This is a genomic window from Bradyrhizobium sp. BTAi1, assembly GCF_000015165.1.
GTDB classification, from domain to species: Bacteria; Pseudomonadota; Alphaproteobacteria; order Rhizobiales; family Xanthobacteraceae; genus Bradyrhizobium; species Bradyrhizobium denitrificans.
Window position 1 is genome coordinate 7,359,637 of sequence record NC_009485.1, and the last position, 26,420, is coordinate 7,386,056.

The 26,420-nt window shown below is 66.5% G+C and carries 22 protein-coding genes; 16 read left to right on the forward strand and 6 right to left on the reverse strand.

What is annotated here, in order from left to right; translation table 11 throughout:
* The first annotated feature begins 11 nt into the window (after positions 1-11).
* The 10 genes from BBTA_RS41700 to BBTA_RS32960 all read left to right on the forward strand — a co-directional run bounded on the left by BBTA_RS41700 (position 12) and on the right by BBTA_RS32960 (position 10,004).
* Positions 12-146: a hypothetical protein gene (locus tag BBTA_RS41700; RefSeq protein WP_256374682.1), complete on the forward strand. Its 135-nt coding sequence runs from the start codon at positions 12-14 to the stop codon at positions 144-146.
* A gap of 107 nt (positions 147-253) precedes the next feature.
* Positions 254-778: a prepilin peptidase gene (locus BBTA_RS32920; protein WP_012046841.1), complete on the forward strand. Its 525-nt coding sequence runs from the start codon at positions 254-256 to the stop codon at positions 776-778.
* Between the two features lie 125 nt (positions 779-903).
* On the forward strand, positions 904-1,704 hold the full coding sequence (gene cpaB, locus BBTA_RS32925; RefSeq protein WP_041751730.1) for a Flp pilus assembly protein CpaB: 801 nt from the start codon (positions 904-906) through the stop codon (positions 1,702-1,704).
* Between the two features lie 17 nt (positions 1,705-1,721).
* Entirely contained in the window at positions 1,722-3,194 is a 1,473-nt protein-coding gene (locus BBTA_RS32930; protein WP_083780804.1) for a type II and III secretion system protein family protein, read from the forward strand.
* A 22-nt stretch (positions 3,195-3,216) separates the two neighbouring features.
* On the forward strand, positions 3,217-3,951 hold the full coding sequence (locus BBTA_RS32935; protein WP_012046844.1) for a CpaD family pilus assembly protein: 735 nt from the start codon (positions 3,217-3,219) through the stop codon (positions 3,949-3,951).
* The gene (locus BBTA_RS32940) at positions 3,948-5,216 is read left to right on the forward strand and encodes an AAA family ATPase (protein WP_012046845.1); all 1,269 of its coding nucleotides are present in this window, start codon (positions 3,948-3,950) and stop codon (positions 5,214-5,216) included. Before BBTA_RS32935 ends, BBTA_RS32940 begins: the two co-directional genes overlap by 4 nt.
* A gap of 21 nt (positions 5,217-5,237) precedes the next feature.
* Complete coding sequence (locus BBTA_RS32945; RefSeq protein ID WP_083780730.1) at positions 5,238-6,701, forward strand: CpaF family protein; 1,464 nt, start codon at positions 5,238-5,240, stop codon at positions 6,699-6,701.
* A gap of 12 nt (positions 6,702-6,713) precedes the next feature.
* A complete protein-coding gene (locus BBTA_RS32950; protein WP_012046847.1) occupies positions 6,714-7,688 on the forward strand; it encodes a type II secretion system F family protein in 975 nt (324 codons plus the stop codon).
* Between the two features lie 8 nt (positions 7,689-7,696).
* A complete protein-coding gene (locus BBTA_RS32955; RefSeq protein ID WP_012046848.1) occupies positions 7,697-8,671 on the forward strand; it encodes a type II secretion system F family protein in 975 nt (324 codons plus the stop codon).
* A gap of 73 nt (positions 8,672-8,744) precedes the next feature.
* Positions 8,745-10,004, forward strand: coding sequence for a Zn-dependent hydrolase (locus BBTA_RS32960; RefSeq protein WP_012046849.1), 1,260 nt, complete (start codon positions 8,745-8,747; stop codon positions 10,002-10,004).
* Here the strand turns inward: BBTA_RS32960 and BBTA_RS32965 are convergent.
* The gene (locus tag BBTA_RS32965; protein WP_041751048.1) at positions 9,985-10,803 is read right to left on the reverse strand and encodes a tetratricopeptide repeat protein; all 819 of its coding nucleotides are present in this window, start codon (positions 10,801-10,803) and stop codon (positions 9,985-9,987) included. The two genes, BBTA_RS32960 and BBTA_RS32965, sit on opposite strands and share 20 nt — an antisense overlap.
* Before the next feature lie 196 nt (positions 10,804-10,999).
* Here BBTA_RS32965 and BBTA_RS32970 point away from each other — a divergent pair, with 196 nt between their 5' ends.
* Both BBTA_RS32970 and BBTA_RS32975 read left to right on the forward strand, forming a co-directional pair.
* Positions 11,000-12,382, forward strand: coding sequence for a M17 family metallopeptidase (locus BBTA_RS32970; protein ID WP_041751731.1), 1,383 nt, complete (start codon positions 11,000-11,002; stop codon positions 12,380-12,382).
* The gene (locus BBTA_RS32975; RefSeq protein ID WP_012046852.1) at positions 12,375-13,214 is read left to right on the forward strand and encodes an NlpC/P60 family protein; all 840 of its coding nucleotides are present in this window, start codon (positions 12,375-12,377) and stop codon (positions 13,212-13,214) included. Before BBTA_RS32970 ends, BBTA_RS32975 begins: the two co-directional genes overlap by 8 nt.
* An 888-nt stretch (positions 13,215-14,102) precedes the next feature.
* Here BBTA_RS32975 and BBTA_RS32980 read toward each other — a convergent pair.
* Positions 14,103-14,777, reverse strand: a complete 675-nt coding sequence (locus tag BBTA_RS32980; protein ID WP_012046853.1) for a TetR/AcrR family transcriptional regulator — start codon at positions 14,775-14,777, stop codon at positions 14,103-14,105.
* A gap of 364 nt (positions 14,778-15,141) precedes the next feature.
* Here BBTA_RS32980 and BBTA_RS32985 point away from each other — a divergent pair, with 364 nt between their 5' ends.
* Together BBTA_RS32985 and BBTA_RS32990 are read left to right on the forward strand one after the other, a co-directional pair.
* Complete coding sequence (locus tag BBTA_RS32985; RefSeq protein WP_012046854.1) at positions 15,142-17,211, forward strand: TonB-dependent siderophore receptor; 2,070 nt, start codon at positions 15,142-15,144, stop codon at positions 17,209-17,211.
* Positions 17,212-17,268: 57 nt separating this feature from the next.
* Entirely contained in the window at positions 17,269-18,402 is a 1,134-nt protein-coding gene (locus tag BBTA_RS32990) for a PepSY domain-containing protein (RefSeq protein ID WP_012046855.1), read from the forward strand.
* Positions 18,403-18,666: 264 nt separating this feature from the next.
* On the opposite strand, the gene BBTA_RS32995 is transcribed toward BBTA_RS32990, so the two are convergent.
* From BBTA_RS32995 to BBTA_RS33010, 4 genes are read right to left on the reverse strand one after another with little or no spacing between them, the layout of a single operon-like run.
* Positions 18,667-19,992, reverse strand: a complete 1,326-nt coding sequence (locus BBTA_RS32995; protein ID WP_244424224.1) for an O-antigen ligase — start codon at positions 19,990-19,992, stop codon at positions 18,667-18,669.
* A gap of 22 nt (positions 19,993-20,014) precedes the next feature.
* The gene (locus BBTA_RS33000; RefSeq protein ID WP_012046858.1) at positions 20,015-21,436 is read right to left on the reverse strand and encodes a glycosyltransferase family 1 protein; all 1,422 of its coding nucleotides are present in this window, start codon (positions 21,434-21,436) and stop codon (positions 20,015-20,017) included.
* Positions 21,433-22,173, reverse strand: coding sequence for an ABC transporter ATP-binding protein (locus BBTA_RS33005; protein ID WP_012046859.1), 741 nt, complete (start codon positions 22,171-22,173; stop codon positions 21,433-21,435). Before BBTA_RS33005 ends, BBTA_RS33000 begins: the two co-directional genes overlap by 4 nt.
* A gap of 3 nt (positions 22,174-22,176) precedes the next feature.
* Positions 22,177-24,093 (reverse strand): glycosyltransferase, encoded by a 1,917-nt coding sequence (locus tag BBTA_RS33010; protein ID WP_012046860.1) that lies wholly within the window; start codon positions 24,091-24,093, stop codon positions 22,177-22,179.
* 262 nt (positions 24,094-24,355) lie between these two features.
* Here BBTA_RS33010 and BBTA_RS33015 point away from each other — a divergent pair, with 262 nt between their 5' ends.
* Together BBTA_RS33015 and BBTA_RS41010 are read left to right on the forward strand one after the other, a co-directional pair.
* On the forward strand, positions 24,356-25,219 hold the full coding sequence (locus BBTA_RS33015; protein ID WP_012046861.1) for a DUF6502 family protein: 864 nt from the start codon (positions 24,356-24,358) through the stop codon (positions 25,217-25,219).
* Positions 25,216-26,391 (forward strand): DUF5666 domain-containing protein, encoded by a 1,176-nt coding sequence (locus BBTA_RS41010; RefSeq protein WP_012046862.1) that lies wholly within the window; start codon positions 25,216-25,218, stop codon positions 26,389-26,391. Before BBTA_RS33015 ends, BBTA_RS41010 begins: the two co-directional genes overlap by 4 nt.
* The last annotated feature ends 29 nt before the right edge of the window (positions 26,392-26,420 follow it).

The following is a 26,420-nucleotide window of genomic DNA, read 5'->3' on the forward strand; positions in this document are numbered from 1 at the left end:
GGCGTTCAGTCATGCGTAACCACGTTCTGCCGGCCGGCGCGTCCAGGCGCTCCCTTGGTCGGACCGATGCGACGATGCGCTGGGTATGTCTCGCACTCGGCCTGTCCATCATCGTTCTCACCGCCCGCATCGTCAGCATCTGGTGAAGCCGGCCGCCGTGCTCCGGCCGTGGCAGCCGTTTTCTGATCATTTAGGTCTTGCCGCTACCGTCGCGTGACCGCCCACCCGCGCCGCTCCAATGCCGTCGGAAGCTATGACCCTTGATCTTGCGCGCCTTCTGCTGTTCCCGGCCCTGATGGCGTTCGCCGCGGCGAGCGACCTGTTCACGATGACCATCTCGAACCGCGTCTCATTCGCGCTGCTTGCGGGATTTCTGGTGCTGGCGCCGCTGAGCGGGATGGGAATGCAGGACATGCTCAGCCATGTTGGCGCCGGCGCACTCCTGCTCGTCGTCGCATTTGCCTGCTTTGCATTCGGCTGGATCGGCGGCGGCGATGCCAAGGTCGCGTCGGCGGCCGCGCTATGGTTCGGCTTCGCCCATCTGATGAACTACCTCCTCTACGCATCGATTTTCGGCGGGGTCCTGACTCTGCTGCTGATGCAGTTCCGGCAATGGCCGCTGCCGTACATGCTGGCCGGACAGCCCTGGCTTGCCCGTCTGCATGCCAGGGAGAGCGGCGTGCCCTATGGCATCGCGCTCGCCCTGGGCGCATTGATGGTCTACCCGGACACCGACTGGGTGAAGACGATCGACGCGGCGCGCTTCGCGATGCCCTGAGACACCGTGTGAACGCGGTGTTAAGGCGATTTAGATACGCCTCATTAACCATGCTTTGACGAATAACTGCTCAACTCCCATCACGGCGGCGGAAGCGTCGCGGCGTAATGTGGAAAGTGAAGCGTATGAATACCGCACGTGTTGTGGTTCTCACCATCGCTGTGGGCGCTGGCGGCGTGGCCGCATATCTCGCGAGCGGATCCGACGATCGGCCGGCTCCGGTCGCCGCTGTTGCGCCGACCGTGGAGACCGTCGAAGTCCTGGTCGCCAAATCCGACATCAACCTCGGCCAGTCGCTGAAGCCTGAACACCTGCAATGGCAGAGCTGGCCGGCGGCGACGACGAGCTCCAGCTTCATCCAGCGCAAGGATCGGTCGAAGGGCGATGCCGAGGTGACCGGCATGATTGCCCGGGCGCCGTTCATCGCCGGCGAGCCGATCCGCGAGCAGAAGCTGGTCAAGGCCGATGGCTCGGGCTTCATGGCCGCGATCCTCCCCGCCGGCATGCGCGCCGTCTCCACCGAGATCTCACCGGAGACCGGGGCCGGCGGCTTCATCCTGCCGAATGATCGGGTCGACGTGCTCTTGTCCAAGCGCGAGCGCAATCCGGAGCAGCCCAATGCCGGCGACGTCATCAGTTCGGAGATCATTCTGTCGAACATTCGTGTCCTGGCGATCGACCAGGCGCCCAAGGAAAAGGATGGCCAGACCACCGTCGTGGGCAAGACCGTCACCCTGGAACTGAAGCCGGAGCAGGCCGAGACGCTGGCGCGCGCGCGCCAGAGCGGGACCCTGTCGCTGGCCCTGCGCAGCATTGCCGACATCAACGTCGCCGAGAACCGCTCTGACGAGAACAGCCGCAGGCGCGGCGACAGCGTCGCCGTCATCCGCTTCGGCATTCCCAGCACGATGACGACGCAGAAGTGACCGAGAGGACCACCACGATGACATGCAGCGAAAATCAGCGAAAACTGCGGACCGCGATGGTTCGCGCGCTGTCGTTTTCGGCCGCCGCTGCGCTGACCTTGAATCCGGCGCTGGCGCCGGTGATCGCGGCGGATTACCACCCGGCGGTCACGGCAGCCGCGGCCGACGGCCAGATCAATGCGCGCTTCCTGGCGCTCGGCGTCGGCAAATCCGTGGTCATCGATCTGCCCCGCGACATCAAGGATGTGCTCGTCGCCGATCCGAAGATCGCCAATGCCGTGGTCCGCTCGTCGCAGCGCGCTTACATCATCGGCGCAACCGTCGGCCAGACCAACATCGTCTTCTTCGATGCCCAGGGACAGCAGATCGCGGCCTATGACATTGCGGTCAAGCGCGATCTCAACGGGGCGCGTGCCGCGCTGAAGCAGCTGCTGCCCAATTCGGACATCCAGATCGAGGGCCTCGGCGACAGCATCGTCCTGAGCGGCTCGGCCGCGAGCCAGATCGAGGCTCAGCAGGCCGGCGAGCTCGCGGCGCGACTCGCAGGCGGCGCCGACAAGGTCGTCAACTCGATCACGGTCAGAGGCCGCGATCAGGTCATGCTCAAGGTGACGGTTGCCGAGGTCCAGCGCTCCGTCGTCAAGCAGCTCGGCATCGATCTGTCGGGCCAGCTCAATTACGGCACCGCGGTGGTCAAATTCGCCAACTCCAACCCGTTCACCGCCTATGGCAGCAACCTGGTCTCCAACAATGCGATCAACGCGTCGTTCGGGTCTTCGGTTCAGGCGACGCTGCGGGCCATGGAGAACGCCGGCGTGATCCGCACGCTGGCCGAGCCGAATCTGACCGCGATCTCGGGCGAGTCGGCTACCTTCATCGCCGGCGGCGAGTTCCCGGTTCCGGCCGGCTATTCCTGCGATCCGACGACCCATGTCTGTACGACGCAGATCAGCTTCAAGAAGTTCGGCATCTCCCTCAACTTCACACCGGTCGTGTTGGCCGAGGGCCGGATTTCGCTACGGGTGATGACGGAGGTGTCCGAACTCTCCAACGAGAACTCCATCACCCTGTCGCAGGCGGTGACCTCATCGACCGTGAACTCGCTCACCGTTCCCTCGATCAAGACCCGCCGCGCCGAGACGACGCTGGAGATCCCCTCCGGCGGCGCCATGGCGATGGCCGGCCTGATCCAGCAGCAGACCAAGCAGGCGATCAGCGGCATGCCGGGCCTGATGCAGTTGCCGGTTCTCGGCACGCTGTTCCGCAGCCGCGACTACGTCAACAACCAGACCGAACTGATGGTGCTGGTGACGCCGTTCGTCGTGCGCGCCGTCGCGCAGAAGGATCTCTCACGTCCCGACGACGGCTTCGCCGCAGCATCCGATCGGCAAGCCGATCTTCTGGGCAGCATCAATCGCATCTATGGCGTGCCCGGCCGGGTCGAGCCCGGACGCAGCTATCGCGGCACCTACGGCTTCATCACGGACTGAGCTGGGACAAGGACCTGCAACGATGACAACGAAATCCAGCCCCGCTCGCCGCCTGCCTCTCGCCGCCATGCTGACCGCGACGGCAGCCCTGCTCGGCGCCTGCAACCACGCCAGGGACGACGCCATGACGGCGAGCATCCCTGACGACTACCGGCTGCGCCATCCGATCGCCGTCCAGGAAGCGCCCGACTCGCTCGTCGTCTTCGTCGGTCAAGGCCGTGGCGGCCTAACCGCCGAGCAGCGCGCGGAAGTGATGGCGCTGGCGCAGAGCTGGCTTCGCCAGGGCACCGGCGCGATCAGCGCCGACGTGCCAACCGGCACGCCGAATGCGCGCGCGGCCGGCGATTCCATGCGCGAGATTCAATCGCTGTTCGCTGCCGCCGGCGTCCCGCCGCATGGCCTCACCGTGCGGAACTATCAGCCCAAGGACCCGCGCCAGATGGCGGCGATCCGCCTGAGCTATCCGAAAATGTCGGCGACGGCAGGCCCGTGCGGCGTCTGGCCTGACGATCTCGGCCCCACGATCAAGAACAAGAACTGGTTCGAGAACAAGCCGGACTGGAACTTCGGTTGCGCCTACCAGCGCAATATGGCCGCGATGGTCGACAACCCCGCCGATCTGGTGCAGCCGCGCGCTGAGACGCCGTCCTACACCACGCGGCGCACCGCGCTGTTCGACAAATACCGCAAGGGATCGTCAACCGCGATCACCTATCCCGAAGCCGATAAGGCCAAACTCAGCGACACAGGCAAATGATCAGCTACGCCCGACAGACCCCAGAGGAGCAGCCCGACGTCGTGCCGCCGCCGGCCGACGATCATATCGCGCCGGCCCCGCGCGTGTCGGTGCAGGCGTTCTGCGAGACGGTCGAGACGGCCGCCACGGTTCAGGCCGCCGGTGAGGACCGGCGCCTGGGCAAGGCGCATCTGAAGGTCCAGATGGGCGGTATGGCCGCGGCCATCGAGGCCTATCGCTCGGCGCCGACGCCCAACGTGATCATTCTCGAGACCGATGCGCGCTCCGACATCCTCGCCGGCCTCGATCAGCTCGCGACCGTCTGCGATCCGGGCACCCGCGTCGTCGTGATCGGCCGCGTCAATGACGTCACGCTGTACCGCGAACTGGTGCGCCGCGGCGTCAGCGATTACGTGCTGTCTCCCGTCACGCCGATCGATGTCGTGCGCTCGATCTGCAACCTGTTCTCCGCGCCCGAGGCCAAGGCGGTCGGCCGCATCATCGCCGTCGTTGGCGCCAAGGGCGGCGTCGGCGCGTCGACCATCGCGCATAACGTCGCCTGGGCGATCGCCCGCGACCTCTCGATGGATTCCGTCGTCGCCGACCTCGACCTCGCCTTCGGTACGGCCGGTCTCGACTACAACCAGGATCCCGCACAAGGCATCGCCGACGCCGTGTTCTCGCCGGACCGAATCGACATCGCCTTCATGGACCGGCTGCTGTCCAAATGCACCGATCATCTGAGCCTGCTCGCGGCACCTGCCACGCTCGACCGGGTCTACGATTTCGGCGTCGAGGCGTTCGATGCGATCTTCGATACGCTCCGGGCCTCGATGCCGTGTATCGTGCTCGATGTTCCCCACCAATGGTCGGGCTGGACCAAGCGGGCGCTGATCAGCGCGGACGACATCCTGATCGTGGCCGCGCCGGACCTTGCCTCCTTGCGCAACACCAAGAACATCTACGACCTGCTCAAGGCCGCGCGCCCGAACGACCGCATGCCGCTGTACTGCCTGAACCAGGTCGGCGTTCCCAAGCGGCCGGAGATCAATGCGAGCGAATTCGCCAAGGCGATCGAGAGCCAGCCGATCGCCTCGATACCGTTCGAGCCTCAGGTCTTCGGTGCGGCCGCGAACAACGGCCAGATGATTGCGGAGATGTCGCCCAATCATCGGACCACTGAGATGTTTCTGCAGATCGCCCAGCGGCTGACCGGCCGCAGCGAGACCAAGAAGCCGAAAGGCTCCTTCCTGTCACCTCTGCTCGACAAGCTGAGGTCGAAGTAAGCACGCGTGGAGTTCTAGGTCGTGTTTGGTAAGCGTAGCGGATTGGACAACGATACCAGGGCTCCCAGGCCGGCTGCGCCTGCGCCCGAGCCGGCGCCGGCGGCGCCGCGCGCGGCTGCTCCGACGGTCGCCTCGCCGCCTTTGTCTCCGGCCCGGCAGGCGCCTCCGCCCCCGCCCCCCGTGGTGGAAGCCCGGCGTTCGGACAATTACTACCAGGTCAAGGCGACGATCTTCGGCGCGCTGATCGAGGCGATCGACCTCGCCCAGCTTGCCAAGCTCGACGGCGAGTCGGCGCGCGAGGAAATCCGCGACATCGTCAACGAGATCATCGCGATCAAGAATATCGTGATGTCGATCGCGGAGCAGGAAGAACTGCTCGACGACATCTGCAACGACGTGCTCGGCTACGGTCCGCTCGAGCCGCTGCTGTCACGCGACGACATCGCCGACATCATGGTCAACGGCGCCGGCACGGTCTACATCGAGGTCGCCGGCAAGATCCAGCGCACCGGCATCCGCTTCCGCGACAACCAGCAACTGCTGAACATCTGCCAGCGCATCGTCAGCCAGGTCGGCCGCCGCGTCGACGAATCCTCGCCGATCTGCGACGCCCGTCTCGCCGACGGCTCCCGCGTCAACGCCATCGTGCCGCCGCTGGCGATCGATGGGCCTGCGCTCACCATTCGTAAGTTCAAGAAGGACAAGCTGACGCTCGATCAGCTGGTCAAGTTCGGCGCAATCTCGCCGGAAGGCGCGGAGATCCTGCAGATCATCGGTCGCGTCCGCTGCAACGTGCTGATCTCCGGCGGTACCGGCTCCGGCAAGACCACGCTGTTGAACTGCCTCACAAACTACATCGATCACGACGAACGCATCATCACCTGCGAGGACGCGGCCGAACTCCAGCTGCAGCAGCCGCATGTGGTCCGCCTGGAAACACGGCCGCCGAACATCGAGGGCGAAGGCCAGGTCACGATGCGCGAGCTGGTCCGAAACTGCCTGCGTATGCGTCCTGAACGCATCATCGTCGGCGAGGTCCGCGGCCCGGAAGCGTTCGATCTCCTCCAGGCCATGAACACCGGTCACGACGGCTCGATGGGCACCCTGCACGCCAACAACCCGCGCGAGGCGCTGTCGCGCTGCGAATCCATGATCACGATGGGCGGCTTCTCACTACCATCGCGGACCATTCGCGAGATGATCTGCGCTTCGATCGACGTGATCGTCCAGGCGGCGCGCCTCCGTGACGGCTCCCGCCGCATCACCCACATCACCGAGGTGATGGGGATGGAAGGCGACACCATCATCACGCAGGACATCTTCCTCTACGACATGATCGGCGAGGACGCGAACGGCAAGATCATCGGACGCCATCGCTCCACCGGCATCGGCCGTCCCCGCTTCTGGGAGCGCGCGCGCTATTATGGCGAAGAGAAGCGGCTGGCGGCGGCGCTCGACGCCGCCGAAGTCGCAAGCAAGGACTAAGGGAGCGGCCCCATGAAGCTTCAGGTTCTCGCCCTGGCCTTTCTCGCCGCCACCGCGATCGGCGGCATCGCCTGGGTGTTCCTCTATCCCATGCTGTCAGGAGAACGGAAGGCCGAGCAGCGGCGCAGCAGTGTCGCCAAATCGGAACCGGTGGTTCGCCAAGCGGAACGTAATCAGCGCTCACGCCGCGAGCAGGTCGAGTCCTCGCTGAAGGATCTCGAAGCCAAAGCGCAGAAGCAGAGCAAGGTGCCGCTGAACCTGCGGATCTCGCAGGCCGGACTTGACTGGACGGTGCAGAAATTCTGGATCATTTCCGGAGTGCTCGGTTTCATGGCCGCCGCAATTGCCTTCTTCGGCGGCGGCGGCCCGCTCGGCGCCCTGGGTCTCGGCTTCGCCGCGGGCTTCGGTCTGCCGCGCTGGATCCTGAACTTCCTGAAAAAGCGCCGCGAAAAGAAGTTTCTGGCAGCCCTGCCCGACGCCGTCGACGTCATCGTCCGCGGCATCAAGGCCGGCCTGCCGCTGTTCGAGTCCATCAAGGTGGTCGCGGCCGACGCCCCCGAGCCGCTGCGCAGCGAGTTCCTCGCCATCATCGAGACGCAGGCGATCGGCATGCCGCTCGGCGAGGCCTGCGCGCGGCTCTATGAGCGCATGCCGCTGCCGGAAGCCAATTTCTTCGGCATCGTCGTCGCGATCCAGCAGAAGTCGGGCGGCAACCTGTCCGAGGCGCTGGGCAACCTGTCCAAGGTGCTGCGCGACCGCAAGAAGATGGCCGAGAAGATTCAGGCGATGTCGATGGAAGCGAAGGCCTCCGCCGGCATCATCGGATCGCTGCCGCCGATCGTGATGCTGCTGGTCTATCTCAGCACGCCCGACTACATCTCCCTGCTGTGGACCCATCCCACCGGCCAGCTGATGCTGGTCGGCTGCGTGGTGTGGATGTCCATGGGCATCTTTGTCATGAAGAAGATGATCAACTTCGATTTCTGAGGTGGACCATGGTCGACTTTCTGGTCACCAAGCTGCACGACCCGCACTTCATGACGATGCTGTTCGCCGCCATCGCGGCGAGCGCAACCGTCTATACGCTGATCATGCCGCTGTTCGCGGGCGAGAACCTGAACAAGCGCATGAAGGCGGTGGCGAGCGAGCGCGAGCGGATCAAGCAGCGCGAACGCGAGCGGATGAATGCCGGCGAGAAGGTGTCGCTGCGCCAGACCCCGAAGCAGCTGGTTGCCAAGGTGGTGGATGATTTCAACCTCACCAAATGGCTGGCGCAGGAGGCGGCGCGCGAGAAGCTGATCATGGCCGGCTATCGCGGTCAGGCGCCCTACATCACATTCCTGTTCGCGCGGCTCGTCACGCCCGTGGTGTTGTTCGTCGGCTCCGTGCTCTATGTCTTCGTGATCGCCAATCTGCAGAAGTCGTTGCCGATCAAGATCGGCATCTGCATCGGCATGGCCTATCTCGGCTTGCAGGCGCCGATGCTGTTCCTGAGCAACGCGATCTCAAAGCGCCAACTGTCGATCAAGCGTGCCTTCCCCGATGCGCTGGATCTTCTGCTGATCTGCATCGAGTCCGGCATGTCGATCGAGGCCGCCTTCCGCAAGGTGTCGATGGAGATCGCCAGCCAGTCGATCGCGCTCTCCGAGGAGTTCACGCTGACCACCGCCGAGCTCTCTTATCTGCAGGACCGCAAGGTCGCCTATGAGAACCTCGCGCGCCGCACCGGCCTCGAGGGCGTGAAGTCCGTCTGCCTCGCGCTCCAGCAATCCGAACGCTACGGGACCCCGCTCGGTCAATCGCTGCGGGTGATGGCGCAGGAGAACCGCGACATGCGCATGAACGAAGCCGAGAAGAAGGCTGCGGCGCTGCCGCCGAAGCTGACGGTGCCGATGATCCTGTTCTTCCTGCCGGTGCTGTTCGTGGTCATTCTAGGACCGACCGGCATCAAGGTCGCCGCGATGCAGTAGCGGGCGGAGATTTTGCTTGCGGACAACGACGGCAGCTGGAAGCTAGGCGGAGCATGATCGAGGTCTCCGCCTGATGTCCCCCCAGTTCCGCCGCGCCGATGGCGCCCGCGTCCTCGCCGATCTCAACGCGCTGCGCGCGTTCGGACGCTACAAGACCGGCGTCCACCGTCCGACCTTCTCCGAAGCGCACCGTCAATCCTTGAGCTGGCTGGCCGAGCGGCTGCCCGACGCGCAGCTCACGCCCACCATCGACGGCATCGGCAATGTGCTCGGCACCAGCGCCAAGCCCGGCCCGAAGCTGCTGGCGGGATCGCATCTGGAGAGCCAGAACCATGCCGGCTGGCTCGATGGTCCGCTGGGGGTGATCTACGCGCTCGAGGCCGCACGCGTGCTCAATCCTGATCCGTCGATCCCGGGAGCGGTGGAAGTCGCCTCCTGGTGCGACGAAGAGGGCCATTTCGGCAGCTTCCTCGGCAGCCGCTCCTATGTGGGCCAGGTCAGCGAGGCCGACATCGACGCCGCCCGCGACCGCAGCAGCCCGCGCAGCATGCGCGAGGCCTTGACCGAGATGGGCCTTGCCGGCCGGCCGCGCCTGCAGGCCGAGCGCGGCCGCCACATCGGCTATCTCGAGGCTCACATCGAGCAGGGCGACACGCTCGAACACAGCGAGCTCAAGATCGGCATCGTCACCTCGATCGTCGGCATCTGGCAATACCGCATCGTTTTTACGGGCGAGCAGAACCATGCGGGGACCACGCGGATGGCGGTGCGCAAGGACGCCGGCCTGGCTCTGGCCAGGTTCTGCGTTGCGATCGACGCCCGCTTTCCGGCCGCCTGCGGCCCGCGCACGGTGTGGACCACCGGGCGCATCACCCTCGATCCCGGCGCGCCGAGCATCATTCCGGGGCGGGCCGAGATGTTGTTCCAGATCCGCGACGACGATCCCGCCGTCATCGCGCGGCTGGAGCAGTTGCTGCACGCCCTCGCCGATGCGGACTCCGCTTCAGGCTCCTGTCAGATCGCCGTCGAGCGCATCCGCACCGGTGCGCCGGCGATGATGGATGCCGCGTTCCAGGATACGATCGAGGCTGCGAGCCGCGATCTCGCCGGCGGCCGGTCGCTGCGGATGCCGAGTGGCGCCGGCCACGACGCGCAGGTACTGGCCACCATCATGCCGGCCGGCATGTTGTTCGTGCCGTCGATCGGCGGCGTCAGCCATCACTGGACCGAGAACACCGCCGACGCCGACATCGTCACCGGGGCCGATGTGTTCGTCGAGACCTGCCGTCGCCTGCTCGCGGACGCGGCGTCGATCACTCCTCAGGCTGGCTGAGCGCCGCGACCGGCGCGCCGGGCCGCGACTTGGCCTTGCCACGGCCTTGGCTCTGCCCCTGGATCATCTCCTTGAGATAGGCGACGTTGGCGGCGGCCTCGTCGGGCGGCAGGTCGGCACGCGCGATCTGCTCGGCCTCGCTGAAGCGTCCCTGCAGGCCGACCACGAGGGCAAGGTTCTGGCGCACCCGCGCATCCGCCTGTTGCGAGCCATAGGCCTGACGCAACACTTCCTCCGCCTTTGGCAGCTCCCGCGTCAGCATGTAGGACAGGCCGAGATTGGACAGCACCGACGGCTCGCCCGGAACGATCTTGAGCGCGCTCTCATAATAGCGCCGCGCCTCGTCGTGACGGCCCATCTGGTCGAGCGCGGTGCCCTGCACCGACAGCAGCCGCCAATCGGGGTTGTCGGGCGAGTGCGCGCGGGACAGCACGTCGAAGGCCAGTTTGAAATTGCCGTTGTCGGCGAGCGCCCGGCCATAGGCGGCGAGCACGGTCTTGTTGCCGGGATTGGCCAACGTCGCCTGCTCCAGAACGGCGACCGCCTGCTCGCGCTGGCCATTGTTGCGCAACGCCTGGCCATAGGCGACCGCGGCAACCGCATCCTTCGGGTTGGCGCGATAGCGCTCGCCATACACCTCGGCCGCCCGTTGCGGGGTCGCCGGTGGCGGCGGCTCGGCACGGCTTTTCAGCGATCCCGTGACGTCGGACACGGTCTGGCAACCGCCGAGGCCGGCAGCGAGAAGTGCGAGGAGTGCGGCCGACGCAAGGAGCCGGCTGAGGGGAGGTTGCTGACGCATGTCACTTGAACTTTGGGGACGAGCGAAATGAACGCGCCAGCAATAAACTGTTAACGCTAACAGCCGGTTAATGGCATGAACCGGGCGCGGATGGCAGCTCTGCGTCGACATCCGGGCGATGCCGCCGGTGCGATTGCAGCGGCCGTCAAACTCTGCGAAGTCTGCCGGCAGCGCGACCGTCAAGGACTTGGAAGACATGCCGTCGATCTTCGAGACCGCCCCCGCCCCATCGGCCATTCCCATCACCTTCGTGACGAAATCGAGCTGGCCGGCCCTCCGCGACACGCTGCCGGCGGAAGCCCGTAATTTCGCCGAGGCCAATGCTTACGCGGCCAAGCCCGGCAGCTGCCTGATCCTCCCTGGTGCGGATGGCCGTATCGCGCAGGTGCTGTTCGGCATCGAGGACAGCGATGCCAAGCACTGCGACCCGTTCCGGGCCGGCAGCCTGCCCGGCCTGCTGCCCGCGGGCACCTACCGCTTCGACAATGCGCCGCATGATCCGCGGCTGGCCGCGCTCGCTTTCGTGCTCGGCAGCTATCGCTTCGGCCGCTATCGCAAGGCGGAGAGTCCGGAGGTCCGCCTCGTGCCGCCCGACGGCGTCGCAGCCGCCGAGCTCGATCGGCTGGCAGATGCCGCGAGCCTGGCGCGCGATCTCGTCAACACGCCATCCAACGACATGGGGCCGGAGGAACTGGAAGCGGCCGCAAAACAGGTCGCCGAGCGCTTCGGCGCCCGTTTCACCAGCATCATCGGCGACGACCTGCTGCAGCAGAATTTTCCGCTCATTCACGCCGTCGGCCGCGCCTCGACCAGGGCGCCACGCCTGATCGAGCTGATCTGGGGCGATCCGGCGCATCCCAAGGTGACGCTCGTCGGCAAGGGCGTCTGCTTCGACACCGGCGGGCTCGATCTCAAGCCGTCGAGCAGCATGCTGCTGATGAAGAAGGACATGGGCGGCGCCGCCAATGTGCTGGCGCTGGCGCAGATGGTGATGGACGCGAAGCTCAAGCTGCATCTGCGCGTGCTGATTCCGACGGTCGAGAACGCGGTCGCCGGCAACGCCTTCCGCCCGCTCGACGTCTTCCCCTCGCGCAAGGGCCTCACGGTCGAGATCGGCAACACCGATGCCGAGGGCCGGCTGATCCTCGCCGATGCGCTGGCGCTCGCCGACGAGGACAAGCCGGATCTGCTCATCGACATGGGCACGCTGACCGGGGCCGCGCGCGTCGCGCTGGGTCCTGATCTGCCGCCGTTCTACACCCAGGACGAGACGCTCGCCGCTGATGTCGCGCGCTGCGCGGCTTCCGAGAACGATCCGCTGTGGCGGATGCCACTGTGGGCGCCCTATGACAGCTGGCTCGACTCCAAGGTTGCGACCCTCAACAACGCGCCGTCGGGCGGCTTCGCCGGCTCGATCACCTGCGCGCTGTTCCTGCAGCGCTTCGTCGAACATGCCAGGAGCTGGCTGCATCTCGATATCTTCGCCTGGACGCCGTCGGCCAAGCCAGGACGGCCCGAAGGCGGCGAGTGCCAGGCGGCGCGCGCACTCTACAAGCTCCTGAGCGAGCGCTATGGCTGATCCCCGCCTCACGCCGGCGCGCGGCGACATCGCCGCCAAGCATCTCGAAGGCCAGGTCGTCGCTGATCGCTTCGTCCAAGGCGAGACGCTTGTCGTCGGCGATCCGATCGCGCCGCTGCGACAGCAGCCCTTCACGGGCGCCGAGTTGGCGACGCAGGCGCTGAAGGGCGAGCGCGTCACGATCTACGATCGCAACGGCGAAGGCTGGGCCTGGGGACAGCTCGCAGCCGATCACTATGTCGGCTGGTTGCCGGAAGCTGCGCTGGCTGCGTCCGCTGCCGCACCGACCCACAAGATCAGCGCGCTGCGCAGCTTCGCATTTCCCGGACCGTCGATCAAGCTGCCGCCGGTCGAGACGCTGCCGATGGCATCGACGCTCGCGGTGACGCGCGAGGAGGCGAGCTTCGTCGTGACGCATGAAGGCTGGTTCGTGCCGAAGCAGCATGTAGTTGGTCTCGACCATATCGAGCCCGACTACGTTGCGATTGCCGAGCGCTTCGTCGGCACGCCCTATCTCTGGGGCGGCAAGACCAGCCTCGGCATCGACTGTTCGGGACTCGTGCAGCTCTCGCTGAATGCTGCGGGCATGGAGTGCCCGCGCGACAGCGACCTGCAGCTCGCCGCGCTCGGACGCGCGCTTGCGGCCGGCGACCCGCTCCGCCGCGGCGATCTCATCTTCTGGAAGGGGCACGTCGCCATTATCAAGGATGCCGACACGCTCGTGCACGCCAATGCGTTTCACATGGCGACGGCGATCGAGCCGATCAGTGCAGCGATTGCGCGCATCAAGGCCAGCCGCAGCGACGTGCTCGCGATCAAGCGGCTCGCTTGAGGTTATCTCATCGCGCTGACGCGTCCTCGCCCCGATGACCTGAGAGACACACGCTCCTCCCTCCGTCATTGCGAGCGCGAGCGAAGCAATCCAGAGTCCTTGCGCAGCCCTGGATTGCGTCGCTTCGCTCGCAACGACGGCGTGGCCTGATCAGCGGCGAACGTCGTCGCAGCCAGCGGCTCTCATCACGTCATTTGCCGGGTTCACGTCTCCAACAGCGTAAGCCAAACGTCCGCGTTCTCGCGGCCTCGTGGCCCGAGCTTTGCGGCATCGTCCGCCCTCGAACATGAGAGGGCGCGGGGAAGGCCGGGCGCCGAACGCGCCCGTGGTTGCGTGCAGGAAAGCACGCGTAGTCGCCACAGGTACGGGCCGAACATCCGGCCTTCCCCGCGCGATGGGCTACGACTTATACGCGCTCTCCCCAGGGACCGGCTGTCTTGCCCCTGTCGGCCGCAGGCCTCATCCAGGCCCACAGCCTTGACGCCAGCATCGGGGCGCCAGGACCACGCGACTTCGTCGTCCGCATGACGTCGTTCGTCCGTGTGCGCATGCACACTGCGACATCACCACGGCCATCGCATCCCGCACCCGACGTCCGTGACGACGCGTACGTCCCTCTCTTGGGGCAGGACGCGGCGGAGTATGCAGGATTTCCGAAAATAAGAAACAGGAATATTTCTTCAGGAGGAGCTGGACAGATTTTCGCAGACGCTGCGCGTCGGGCAAATCAGCTCGCCCGTCAATAAGCCGGCGAGACTATCGTCGCGGTCCGCGACTCACGCTCGGTCAATTCGGCGTCTCGCCGTCCTCTCAACGAAACTCGGCGTCTCGCCGTCCTCTCAACGAAACGCCCCGCGCCCCGCAGCCCCCGTCACGGATAAGTTGGATCTAGCGCGCCCGGGCGGCGCCACCGAGAAACAGCTTCCACGCCTTTTCGAAGTACACTGCGCGCTCCTTCGCGGACGCCAGAGGCCGGTATCCGAACATTGCCAGGGTGGTGGGACCGACAATGATGCTATTCACGAGAAAGTCCGCCAAGAAGGCGACGTCGCCGGCGACAAGGTGCTGGCCCTCCTGCGCTCTCGAGACCGCCGTCCGCAGCAGCATCAGGATAGCGTCGGGCTCAGGGCTGGCATCGCTTCCCTCGACCATCAGCGTTTCGCTCGCAGCGATGCGCTTGAAAGCCACCAGTTCCGGATCGAGGTTGATATCGAGCAGGTAGCGCGCCAGGTCCTTGAGCTGCGCAAGACTGCTCTGCCTCGACTGCCCAGCTTCGAGATCGGCGAGGCGCGCCATGATGCGGCTGCGGCTGCGGTCGAGCACGGCATCGAAGATCTCTCGTTTCGAGCCGTAGCGGCGATAGATCGTATCCTTGCCGGCACCGCACTCCGAAATAACACGCTCCATCGACGTCGCGGCGTAGCCGTCCCTCGCGAACAGCTCCGCCGCGACGGCGAGGATGCGCTCCTCGATCGCCTGCGCCTCAGCCCGGGTCGGTCGTCCGCCGCGCCGGGGGCCTGTCCGCCCCTTTGCGCGTGTCTTTGTCGTGACTGCCGTCTTCATGCCTTCAATCTCGTGCGCCGCCCGGGAATCATCCGTTGAGTTTTAATAATTCTAAATAAGCGAAAACGCCAACCGCTTAACTGGACTGTTCCGTCCCGTTTTGACTATCCTTCGCCGCGGGATTTCAAGCGAGGTTCGAGGAACGGGGATGTACGAGATTTCGCGTGATGTGAAGCGGGGGTTGGGGCTCTTGCTTGGGTCTACTGCATTTCTGGCGTTGCAGGTGCCGGCATTCGGGCAAGAGTCGGTGCTGCCTCCGGTCACGGTTGACGCGCCGCAAGTCCAGCGATCGGCTCGCCCCGTCAATACGCCGCGCCAGCAGAGCGCGACGCGGCGCAGTGCGCGACAGCGCGCAACAGAGACGATGCCAGCGCCCACCGCCGGCGCGGCCCGGCCAGCCTTCGCGGGCGCGCAAGACACGCGGGAGCGGCTTCTGGCCGATACGCAATCGAGCGCGACCAAGACCTCGACGCCCGTGCTGGAAACGCCGCAATCCGTCAGCACCGTCACGCGCCGGCAGATCGACGCGCAGAATCCGCAGACCGTCGGCAATGCGCTGCGCTACACGGGTGGCGTGCTCTCGGAAGTCGACGCGACCACCCGCTATGACAGCGTCTTCATCCGCGGTTTCGGCGGCTTCGGCACGTCGACCAATTTCGTCAGCTTCCTGGACGGGTTGAAGCTGCCGCGCGGCCAGGCCTTCGCGGTGACCTCGATTGACGCATTCCTGCTCGACCGCATCGAGGTCCTCAAAGGGCCCTCGGCGGTCCTGTACGGACAGATCAGCCCCGGCGGTCTCGTCAACCTCGCCAGCCGGCAGCCGAGCGACAGCTCCTACAATGAAGCCCGGATTGAAGGCGGCAGCTACGGACGCGTCCAGAGCGGCATTACGAGCCAGGGCGCGTTGGACGCCGCGCATCAATGGCTCTACAGCATCAGCGCGATCGGCCGGATGTCCGATACGCGGTATGACGGGGTGCAGGAGCAACGCTACGGCGTGGCGCCGGCGATCACATGGCGCCCCGACACCGACACGCAGCTGACCGTGTCGGGCTTCTATCAGCGCGACCCGAAAGGCGGCTATTTCAACTCGCTCTATCCGCAATCGCTCGCACCGGCAGCGTATCGGCCCTATCTCAATCGCAACCTGAACATCGGCGATCCCGGCTTTGACCGCTTCGAGCGCGAGCAGTCGGCGATCGGCTATGTGTTCGACCGGCGGCTCAACGACGTCGTGAGCGTCCACTCGGCGCTTCGCTACGCCAAGGTCGACACCGACTTCCAATCGCTTCAGATGGCGGCCGGCTTGACGGCGGCGGGGACGATCCCCCGGGCCGCCATCCGCTCGATCGAGAGCGTCGACGGCGTTACCGCCGACAACCGGCTGCGCTTCGATTTCCGGACGGCCAGTGTCGAACATTCAGTGATCGCCGGCTGGGATCAGCAGAATTCGCACAGCTCGTGGATCTACCAGTTTGGTGCGGCGACCTCGCTGGACGTGGTCAACCCGGCCTATTATCAGCCGGTCGGAACGCTGTTTCCCTTCATCAACAACGACCAGTCCCTGTCCCAGACCGGCCTCTACGTGCAGGACCAGATGAAGCTCGGCGGCTTCCGCCTGACCCTCGGAACCCGCCACGACTGGACGGCGCAGACGACGGACAACCGGATCAGCGCGACCAGGCAGTCGCAGGACAGCGACAAGCAGACCTACCGCGCGGGACTGCTCTATCTGTTCGACAACGGACTCGCCCCCTATGTGAGCTATTCGACCTCGTTCGAACCCGTGATCGGGGTGGGAAGCAACGGCCTGCCCTTCGTTCCAACCACCGGCGAGCAGTATGAAGGCGGCCTGAAGTACAAGCCGGCTTTCGCCGACATGCTGTTCACCGCCGCCGCCTTCGATCTTCGCCAGCAGAACACGCTGACACCGTCGTCCGTCAGCGGCTTCAGCGTGCAGCAGGGCGAAATCCGGTCGCGCGGCCTCGAATTCGAGGCGCGGGGCAAGGTCAACGCCAATATCGAGATCATCGCGGCCGCGACCGTACTCGACACCAGGATCACCCGCTCGACGGATCTCACGGCGATCGGCAAGCGTCCGCAGGCGGTGCCGACGCATTTCGAATCGCTCTGGGCCAACTACAGCTTCCTCACCGGCGGTCTCGCCGGCCTGACCGTCGGCGGCGGAGTCCGCTCGGTCGGCCCGAGCTTCGGCGACGACGTCAACAGCCTGGTGTCCCCGGGATACGTCGTGTTCGACGCGGCGCTCCGCTACGACCTGGTCAATTTGACGCGCGGCTGGAAGGGCGCGGAGCTCACGCTCAACGTCACCAATTTGTTCGACAAGAGCTACTACACGAGTTGCAGCTCGAACTTCTATTGCCAGTACGGAAACGGGCGGCTCGTGCTCGCAGGGCTGCGTTACAGGTGGTGACGCGATGAGGTCGTTCACGATGGCTGCGGTCGATCCTCCAATTGCGCGGTTCGCACGATGACGGCGGCCCGGCTGCGATGGTGGTCGTGGACGCACACATGGAGCAGCCTGATCTGCACGATCTTTGCCCTGCTGCTGTGCCTCACCGGCCTGCCTCTGATCTTTCACGACGAGCTCGGCCCCAATCCCGCGCTGGAGACCGGCACGGACCGCGGCGTTCGGGCGTCCGTCGACGCCATGATCGCGCAGGCCCTGGCCGAGCGGCCGGGCGAAATCGTGCCGTACCTGTTCTATGATCGCAACAAGCCGATCGTGAAGATTCCGATCGCCGCCAGCGTGACGTCGTCTCCCGACACCTTCTTCTACAAGGTGTTCGACGTCAGAACCGGCACGGCGCTCGGCATCGACCAGCCCAACCAGGGCTTCATGTATGTCATGTTGCGCCTTCACGCCGACCTGTTCGCCGGCCTCAAGGGCACGTTGTTTCTGGGGGCGATGGGGCTGTTGCTGGCTGTCTCGATCGGGTCCGGCCTGGCGCTCTACGGCCCGTTCGCGCGGCGCCGGCGCTTCGGCGACGTACGCCAGCGACAGGGCCGGCGCGTGCGATGGCTGGATCTGCACAATGTGCTCGGCATCATCACCCTGGCCTGGTTCGGCATCGTGACCTTGACCGGCGTGATCAACAGCTTGGCCGCGCCGATCGAGCTGATGTGGCAGTCGGGCCAGCTCGCCGAAATGGCAGCGCAGAGTCGCGCCGCGGCGGCGCCGACGGACCGGAGAGCTCCGGTCGATCTCGTGCTCGCCAAGGTCCGGGCGGCGGCCCCCGGAATGACGGTGACGACCCTCGCCTTCCCGGGTACACCGTTTTCGACACCGAGCCACTACGCCGCGTTCTTGTCTGGAGATACGCCGCTTACGAGCCGTATTCTCCAACCTGCCATCATCGATGCGGCGAGTGGCGAGGTCGTCGCGGTTCGGCAGATGCCCTGGTATGCGGTCGCGCTTTTCGTCTCGCAACCGCTGCACTTCGGCGACTATGGCGGCCTGCCCTTGAAGATCATCTGGGCGGTGCTCGACGTCGTCACCATCATCATTCTGCTGAGTGGCCTGTATCTCTGGTTCACCAAGCGACGCTCCGGACGTCGGGCTGCGGCAGGTTCCGCCCCACTTGCCGCCGAGCCCTCGCGATGACAGGCGCGTCATCCCGCCGCGTCAACTGGACGATCCCGGCCTTGCTGGCACTGACGACATTGGCAGGGTTGACATCGGCCCTGGTCGGTGAAGGCGGAGCCTGGTGGATGCTGTCCTGGGGTCTGCTCGCCGTGCCCTGCCTTTGCAGCATCCTTTGCCTGCTCCGCGGGCTGGGGTCGTCTTGTACCGGGCCAAGAGCCCGCCGGGATGAAACGCCGATGGAATGGCGCTGATGTGCCAGCCGGCGCCTCCGTTCGTGGAGCTTCAGGCCGCGGCGATCGATCCTGCATCGGGGGCGCGGGGATCGGACGGCACCGCGTCCGACCGGTCGCTCGCGTCAGCGCGGCCGAGCACGACGCCACCGGCCACGCCGACGCCCAGCACATACATCCAGCCCTCGTTGAAATCGAACAGATGCGAGTTGAGGAGCGAGCTGACGAGGTTCTGCACGACGATCGCAAGTCCGATCCAGGCCGCAGGATGCATACGCCAGAACAGACGCAGATGGACGGCCCACATCGCGTAGAGGACGGCCACGCCGGCCAGTCCCCATTGGATCGCGACGTTGAGCGTCTGATTGTGGGGATTGTTCACCACCTCGGCCCGTAGCCCGGTCTGCCCGGCGGCGTCGCTTTCGAACAAGTGCCGGATCGCGCCGGTGCCGTGTCCGAGCAACGGCGCGTCGGCAAAGAATTTCAGCGACTTGCGCCAGTAGGTCAGCCGCTGCGCGGTCGACGCCGGGACGTTGGCATCATAGGCGCGATACTCGATCGCGACATCCGCGACGCGCTGCCGCAGATAGGGCGATGTCGTCCACACCAGGGTGCCCGCAGCGAGCGCAACAGCCACCAGACCGAGCATGGCGCGGCGGCTCAGATGGCGGACGCCGAACAGCACGAGCAGCACCGGCAGATAGATCAGCGCCGTTCGCGCAGACGCGACGAACAGCATGTTGGCGAGAAAGCCGGCGATCAACCCGAGCAGGCCCGCGGCCATCAGCAACTGTCGTCGTGTCCAGGCGAGCAGCAGCAACGGGGCGAGCGCAAAGGCGCAGAACGCGAATTCCTGGCTCTGGTCGATGTAGTTCTTGACCGGTACGCCGCTCGAGGCCGTCGCGGAGATCTTCCAGGACGGATCGACCACGACGATCCACGACAGGATCATCAGCAGCGTGCACGAACCGATGAAGCCGGCGAGAACCCAGGCCGCCCGCGGCGAGCGTCGGAAGTGATAGAGCAGGAACGGAATCAGCAGCAGCTTGGAAACCGGGTTGAGACCCTTGATGCCGGAGTCCCACGGTCCGCCGGACCACAAGACGCCGATGTCGGCGAGCACGAAGAAGGCCAGCGGCATGGCCGAGACGGGTGTGGCCAGGCTGCGGACCAGCTCGTCCCAGTCGATGGTCGGGATCAGCAGGACCAGCCACAGCACAATGAAGAAGGCGGTCGCCGTGGTCGACCAGGGCAGCGCGACCGCCGTCAGCACCACCATCGTATCGGCAAGCCGGAGATAGAGCGGGGCCTCCACCCAGGGCGTGGCGACGGAGCGCGCCTGCGGCGCATCCCGCGATGAACCAGTCTCGAGCGTCATGGGCCAGGCGTCCTGTGCCATATCAGGCCTCCTGCGCTGCAAGTCGTTCATGCCCGGCCGACGTCGCCGCCATTGCGCCGTGCGCGCAATCGCTGGCCCCGTCCGCGGGCTGGCCGAGCAGGTCGCGCGCCTGGCTGTGATGGCCGAACCGGGCGGCGAGCTCGCTGCGCCGCTCGCGAATCTTGTGCCGCCAATGCTCCTGCTGGTGCAGCGCGCGATCGACGGCTGCGCAGATCGAGGCGGTCGAGAACGGATCGAAATATTCGGCGAGATCGCCCGCCACCTCACGAAACACGGCAATGTCCGAGCACAGCACCGGCGTGTTCGCGGCGAGCGCCTCGATGATGGGGACACCGAACCCCTCGGCAAAGCTCGGCATGATCAGGCCATGGGCCTCCGCGATCAGCGCGACCTTGTCCTGCTCCTCCACATAGCCGGCGAAACGGATGTTCGGCGGCAGGTTGCGCGCCTGATGCGTCTTGCCGGCATAGCCGATGACGACGAGATCGGCCTGAGGCAGCCGGCGAAAGGCGCGGATCAGCGCATCGAGATTCTTGCGCGGCTCCGCGGAGACGATGACGACGAAACTCGGCCGGGCGGCGCCCGCGGCGGTCGCGATGGGCGGCGCAGCCTCGTCGAACCGCGTTCGCGGATAGACCACGCGCGCCGGCAGATGCGCGTGCTGCGGCATCAATTCCCGGAAGCGCTCCAGGCTGTAGCTGGACACGAAAGCCAGCTCGTCGGCCTGCGCGATGCTGGTGGCCAGCCGCGACAGGAACAGCCGCGTCGCGGCATCGCTCAGCTTGAGATCCGTAAGCGGCAGGAGATCATGGACCACGCAGATCACGCGGGTCCCGGCATCGCGTCGGACCGCGACGCGCGTCGGCGTGTCGATCAGGACGATGTCATACCCGCGCGCGTCGATCCGCGGCGGCGGCAACCTGAAGAACGCCGAGCTGTCCTGGTAGCTGTAGAAGCCGGGCTCGAGCAGGAACTTTCGGAACAGCCGGAGATGCCGCAGGTCGGGCGGAATGTATTCGAGGCCTTCCGTGCGGTTCTCCAACGCGTCGTGGCGTGGAAACCAGAATCCCAGCGCCCGGAGGAAGCAGCGGCAGTACTCCGCGGATACCGACACGGTGAGACGGCTCCGCAGCCAGTCCACGCGCTGGCGCAGACCGCTCCTGCTCGCGGAGGCGTTCATGTCGGCCTCGTCCAGGAAGCGATAGAGCGCCAGCAGCTCGATCAGTCGCGAGTTGGCGGCGAACAGCCGCGACTGCTGCTGGCGCTTGCGCAGCTTGCGATAGCGCCTGGTGGTCTCGACCAGCAAAGTGAGCTCGTGCCCTTCCGCGGCGAGCGATCGCAGCAGTTCGCGGGTGAAATGGAAGATACCGCGCTTGTGATTTGGCTCGCCCAGCGCCTCGCTGATGATCAGGATGCTGGTCATGCGCAGATCTCCTCCAGTTTCCGAGCCGATCGATCCGTCTGACCGCCTCCCTCCGCGCCGACGATGCGGCCGCGATCGAGGGGAACGATCCTGTTGCAGACGCGGCGCAGCAACTCCTGATCGTGCGATGCCAGCATCACGATCGCTGCACCATCCACCAGTCCGAGCAGCCGCCGCTCGGCCTTCGCCGAGAAGCGCTCGTCGACGACGCTGAGCCATTCGTCGAGCAGCAGGATATCGGCGGGGAACGCCGTGGCCGTCGCGAACAGGACCCGCATCAGCATGCCCGACGAGAAGGTGCGCAGCGGCAGCCGGCGCATGCGGTCCTCGAGCTCGGTGAACGCCCAGATGTCGTCGATGATCGCGGGCGTCGGCCGACGGCCGCCGATCCGCAGCAGCAGGCTGATATTGTCGGTGGCGACCAGGTCGAGATTGGCCCCCGCGGAGAGACCGAGCAGCGGCATCACCCTGCCCCGGACCTCGATACGGCCGCTGGTCGCCGGATAGACGCCGGCGATCAGCCGCAGCAGCGTCGATTTTCCCGATCCGTTCGGACCGAACAGTCCGATGCGCGCGCCGGAACGGATGTCGAGCGAGACCTGATCGATCGCCCGTACGGCATGCGCGCCGTCGGCCTCTCCGAGCAGGCGGTTCATGAGGCGCCGCTTGATCGAGAAGTCGTAGGCTCCGTAGAGCGGGTAGTCGAGACAGACGTTGCTGAGGGTGATGCTTGTCATGGCTCAAATCCAGAAGGCGGCTTTGCGCAGCCGGCTCAACGTCACGAGACTCGCGACCACGAGCACCGACAGGCTCATGACCACGTAGAGGACGCTCGACATCGGGACCTGCCCGGTTGCCAGCGGCTCGCGCCAGATCGCGAACAGATGCGTCAGCGGATTCACCCGCATGATGAATGACCCGCGGTCGATCATCTCGGGGGACCAGATGACGGGCGAGGCCAGGAAGGCGAGCGTCAGGCAGGATTCGATGATCGGCTTGAGGTCGCGAAACCGCGTGGCCAGGGCGCCGAGCACGAGGCTCGCCGCGAAGGTGAAGGCGATGAACAGCAGCACGCCCGGCAACGCGGCGAACACGCCGCCGACATCCATCGGATCGATCGCGAGCCACAGCGCCAGCGGCACACAGGCGTTGTGAAGCGCGAACAGGCCCTGGCGGAAACAGCATTGCAGCAGGAACACGACCGGCGGCAAGGCGCGGTCCTTGATCAGGCTGGCCGACGCCTGCAGCGCCGTGGTGGCATCGAGCACGACGCCGTTCAGGAACGTCCATGCGGTGAGGCTGAGCGCCAGCATCGGCAGCCGGGACAACCCGCCGGCCGGGCCGAAATGACTGATCACCGAGCCGAGCACCGCCACCATGATCGCCATCTGGATCGACATCCAGAACGGGCCGAGCAGCGAGCGCACGTAGCGATGGCGCAGATCCGACCAAGCCAGCGCGGCGGCGATCCGAACCGAATCGAGCAGTCCGACACCCTGCTCCGATGCGCGATGCGCCGCCGCATGCGCGGCGACAGCGCGGCGATAGATCCGCTCGATGCCCTGGTCGAATGCCGCGGTCGCAAAATGCGTCGCCGCGCGCTGCCGTGCGGCATCCCCCATGCGGCGGCGGCGCGCGGGGTCGGCGAGCAGCGCGTTGATCGCTCCGGCGAGCGCCACGGCATCGCTCGGCGGCACGGTGACGGCCTCGCGGCCATCACGGGCGACGCGGGGCACGCCGGTGTCGAGCGCGGTGTTGACGATCGGACGGCCGGCCGCCATCGCCTCCAACTGCACGAGCCCGAAGGTCTCGGCATTGGTGACCGAGGGCATGACGAAGACGTCGGCGGCGCCGATCTCGGCCACCATCTCGTCATCGCATAGCGAGCCGAGCAGCCGGACTCGATCCGCGATTCCGAAGCCGTCGATCAGCTGCTGCAGATGAGCGCGCTCGCGTCCCTCGCCGATGATCCTGACCTCGAAGTCGTGGTCGGCCGCGGCACGGATCAGCACGTCGAAGCCCTTGTACGGCACGAGGCGGCCGCAGGCGACGACGCGCCGGCCGGCGGAGCCCGGCCGCTCGCTGTTTTCCAGCGCCGCGAATTTCCGAAGATCGACGCCGAACGGAACGACGTGGCACTTGTTGGCGACGTCGCGCAGCAGCGCGGTCCGCGTCGCGAGCGCGGCATCGGAGACGATGATCGCCTCCGCGCGCTGCAACGTTCGCCGCATCAGCGGCTCGACCAGCCAGCGCAGCCGGCCATGCGACACGATGTCGGCATGCCAGTGCACGACCAGCGGACGCGCCCGCCCGAGACCGCAGGCGAATACGAGATCGGCCAGCGGAAACGGCGCATGCAGCGCGACCAGATCGTACGCGGCAATGCGGCGCCACAGCCGGAACGGATAGGTCGGCGCAATCGGCAGCGAGAACAGGTTTCCGAGCGAGCGCACGCGCTCGACCGGAATGCCGTTCACGATCTCGTGGCGGGGCCGCGGCGCGTCCGAGCAGACCAGCACCGACGACGCGACGGCGTGCGCCAGGCCGGCGCAGATGTCGCGGATCACCGTGAGCGTGCCGCCGAACAGGTCGGGATAGAAGACCTTGAAGACGTGAAGCACCGAGAAGCGGCGCGAAGAGGCAGGAGCTGCGTCCATGACCGGGCTCGCGGGGCTCAACGGGGCAGAACCAGGAGCATGGCCGGGACGCCGGCGAGCAGCGGCCGGGGATGAGATGGATCCGGGCTGCAGCGGAGGGACGCGTCGACGGGGGCGGCGGCTGCAGCGGATCGGACCTGAGAGCAGGGCATGATTGCGAACTCCTGTGCCTCAACTCCGCCTGCATTACGTGGGAATTTTTCACACGTCAATGGATGTGGGTGGGATTGTGTCCCACATGTGATCTCGCTAGACTTGATTGATGGATCCGAGTTCCGGACAATCGCCGCCGGCTGCGCCCTCGCCGCTCGCCGCGACACAGCTGCACGCGCCGCTGGCGCGGCTGCTGCGTCCGCTCGTGCGCCTGTGCATTCGCAGTGGCATGACGTTTCCGGCGCTGGCGCAGCTGCTCCGCGAGCTGTTCGTGAACGTCGCCGAGCACGACTTCGCGCTGGACGGCAAGCCGCAGACCGACAGCCGCGTCAGCCTGCTCACGGGCATCCACCGCAAGGAGGTGGCGCGGCTGCGCGGCGCCGGAGCTCCTGTGAACGAGGTGCCGGCGACCTTGTCGCGCACCAGCGCCATCATCGCGCACTGGCTGGCCGCGCCGGAATTCACCGATGCCAAGGGCGAGCCGCTGCCGCTGCCGCGCACGGCCGACGGCGATGCGCCGTCGTTCGAGGCGCTGGTCGCCGCGATCACCAAGGACGTGCGGCCGCGCGCGGTGCTCGACGAATGGCTCGATCGCAGGCTCGTGACGATCGATGCGCAGGACAACATCGTGCTGGCCGAGACCGGCCTCGTGCCGCGCGGCGACGACGACCGCAAATGGTACTATCTCGGCCGCAATCTGCACGACCACATTGCGGCCGCAGCGACCAACGTCTCGGGCGATGCGCCGCGCTTCATGGAGCGCGCGGTGCATTATGACGGGCTGTCGCCGAAGCTCGCGCGGCGACTCGAGCAGCGCTCGCGCGAGCTGGCGATGGAGGCGCTGAAAACGGCGAACCGCGAAGCCAACCGCGCCCTCGCCAAGGACAAGGGCGGCGACGCGCGCTGGAATTTCGGCGTCTACATTTATCTCGAAGAGCCGCCGGACGCGCCCGGCAAGGGCGGCACGTCATGAGCCGGCCGCCCGGTTTGTCGCGCAGGTCGCTGCTCGCCGGCATCTGGCTCGCCGGATCGTCGGCTCTGGCGTGGGGACAGACGCGCAAGGGCAATGATCAAGGTCTCGGCGGCACCGGCATCACCGGCGGCCAGGACCAGGGCATGGGCGGCACCGGCATCGTCGGCGTGATCCAGCGCTTCGGCAGCATCTTCGTCAATGGCGAACGCGTCAGCTACGCTGCCGACGTGCCGGTGCGGATCGACGGCGAGGCGGCCTCGGCCAAGGCGCTCAAGATCGGGCAGCTCGCACGCGTGCTGGCGCAGCGCGACGGCAAGGGCACGCTGACCACACGAAGCATCGACATCGTCAGCGAGGTCACCGGACCGATCGAGGCCATCAGGCCCGGCGAGCTCACCGTGCTTGGCCAGACCGTCGTCTCTCCGGGCCAGGAGAGCTGGCGGAAGATCGGCACGCACGTCGCCGTGTTCGGCCTGCGGCGCAGCGACGGCGTGATCGTCGCGAGCCTGGTCGATCCGCGCCAGACCACGGTCAGCCGAGTCAGCGGCGTGGTGGTGCGGGATCGCAACGGGCTCGCCCTCGGCGGGCTCCACCTCGCCGGTGTCGATCCGGCCCTGATCGGACGCCGCATCCAGGCCGAGGGCCGCATGGCGCATGGCGTGCTGCAGGTCACACGTATCAGGCCCGACGATCTCCAGGATTTCGCCCGCGCCAGCCGGCTGCTGGTCGAAGGCTATGTCCGGCGTGTCGGCAGCGAGCTGCAATTCGGCTCGGGCTATGTCGCGCGTGACAATTCGCGCTTCCAGCCGTCTGGGGAGACACGCGTCGTCGTCAACGCCGTGCCCGACGGCGCCGGTGGGCTGCGGGTCGAGACCGTGCAGGCGGTGAGCCGATTCCCCGGCGAGTCCGTCCAGGGTCCGCACGCCCCGCCGCGCAGCCAGGGACCCATGCACGGACCGGGCGGCCCAGGTGGCGCGAATGCTCCGGGCGGACCGAATGGTCCGGGCGGATCGGGTGGACCGGGTGCTCCCGGCGGCCCGGGCGCGCCAGGATTCGGCAGGGACAATGGGATGGCGCCGCCCGGCGGATTCAGTCCCGGCGGCCCAACGGATGGGCCGGGCTTCGGCGGCGCCCCAGGCGGTCCGCCCGGTGGCGGCGGCGGCCGGCGCTGATCGAACCCGACCGGCGCCGCGACGGCTCG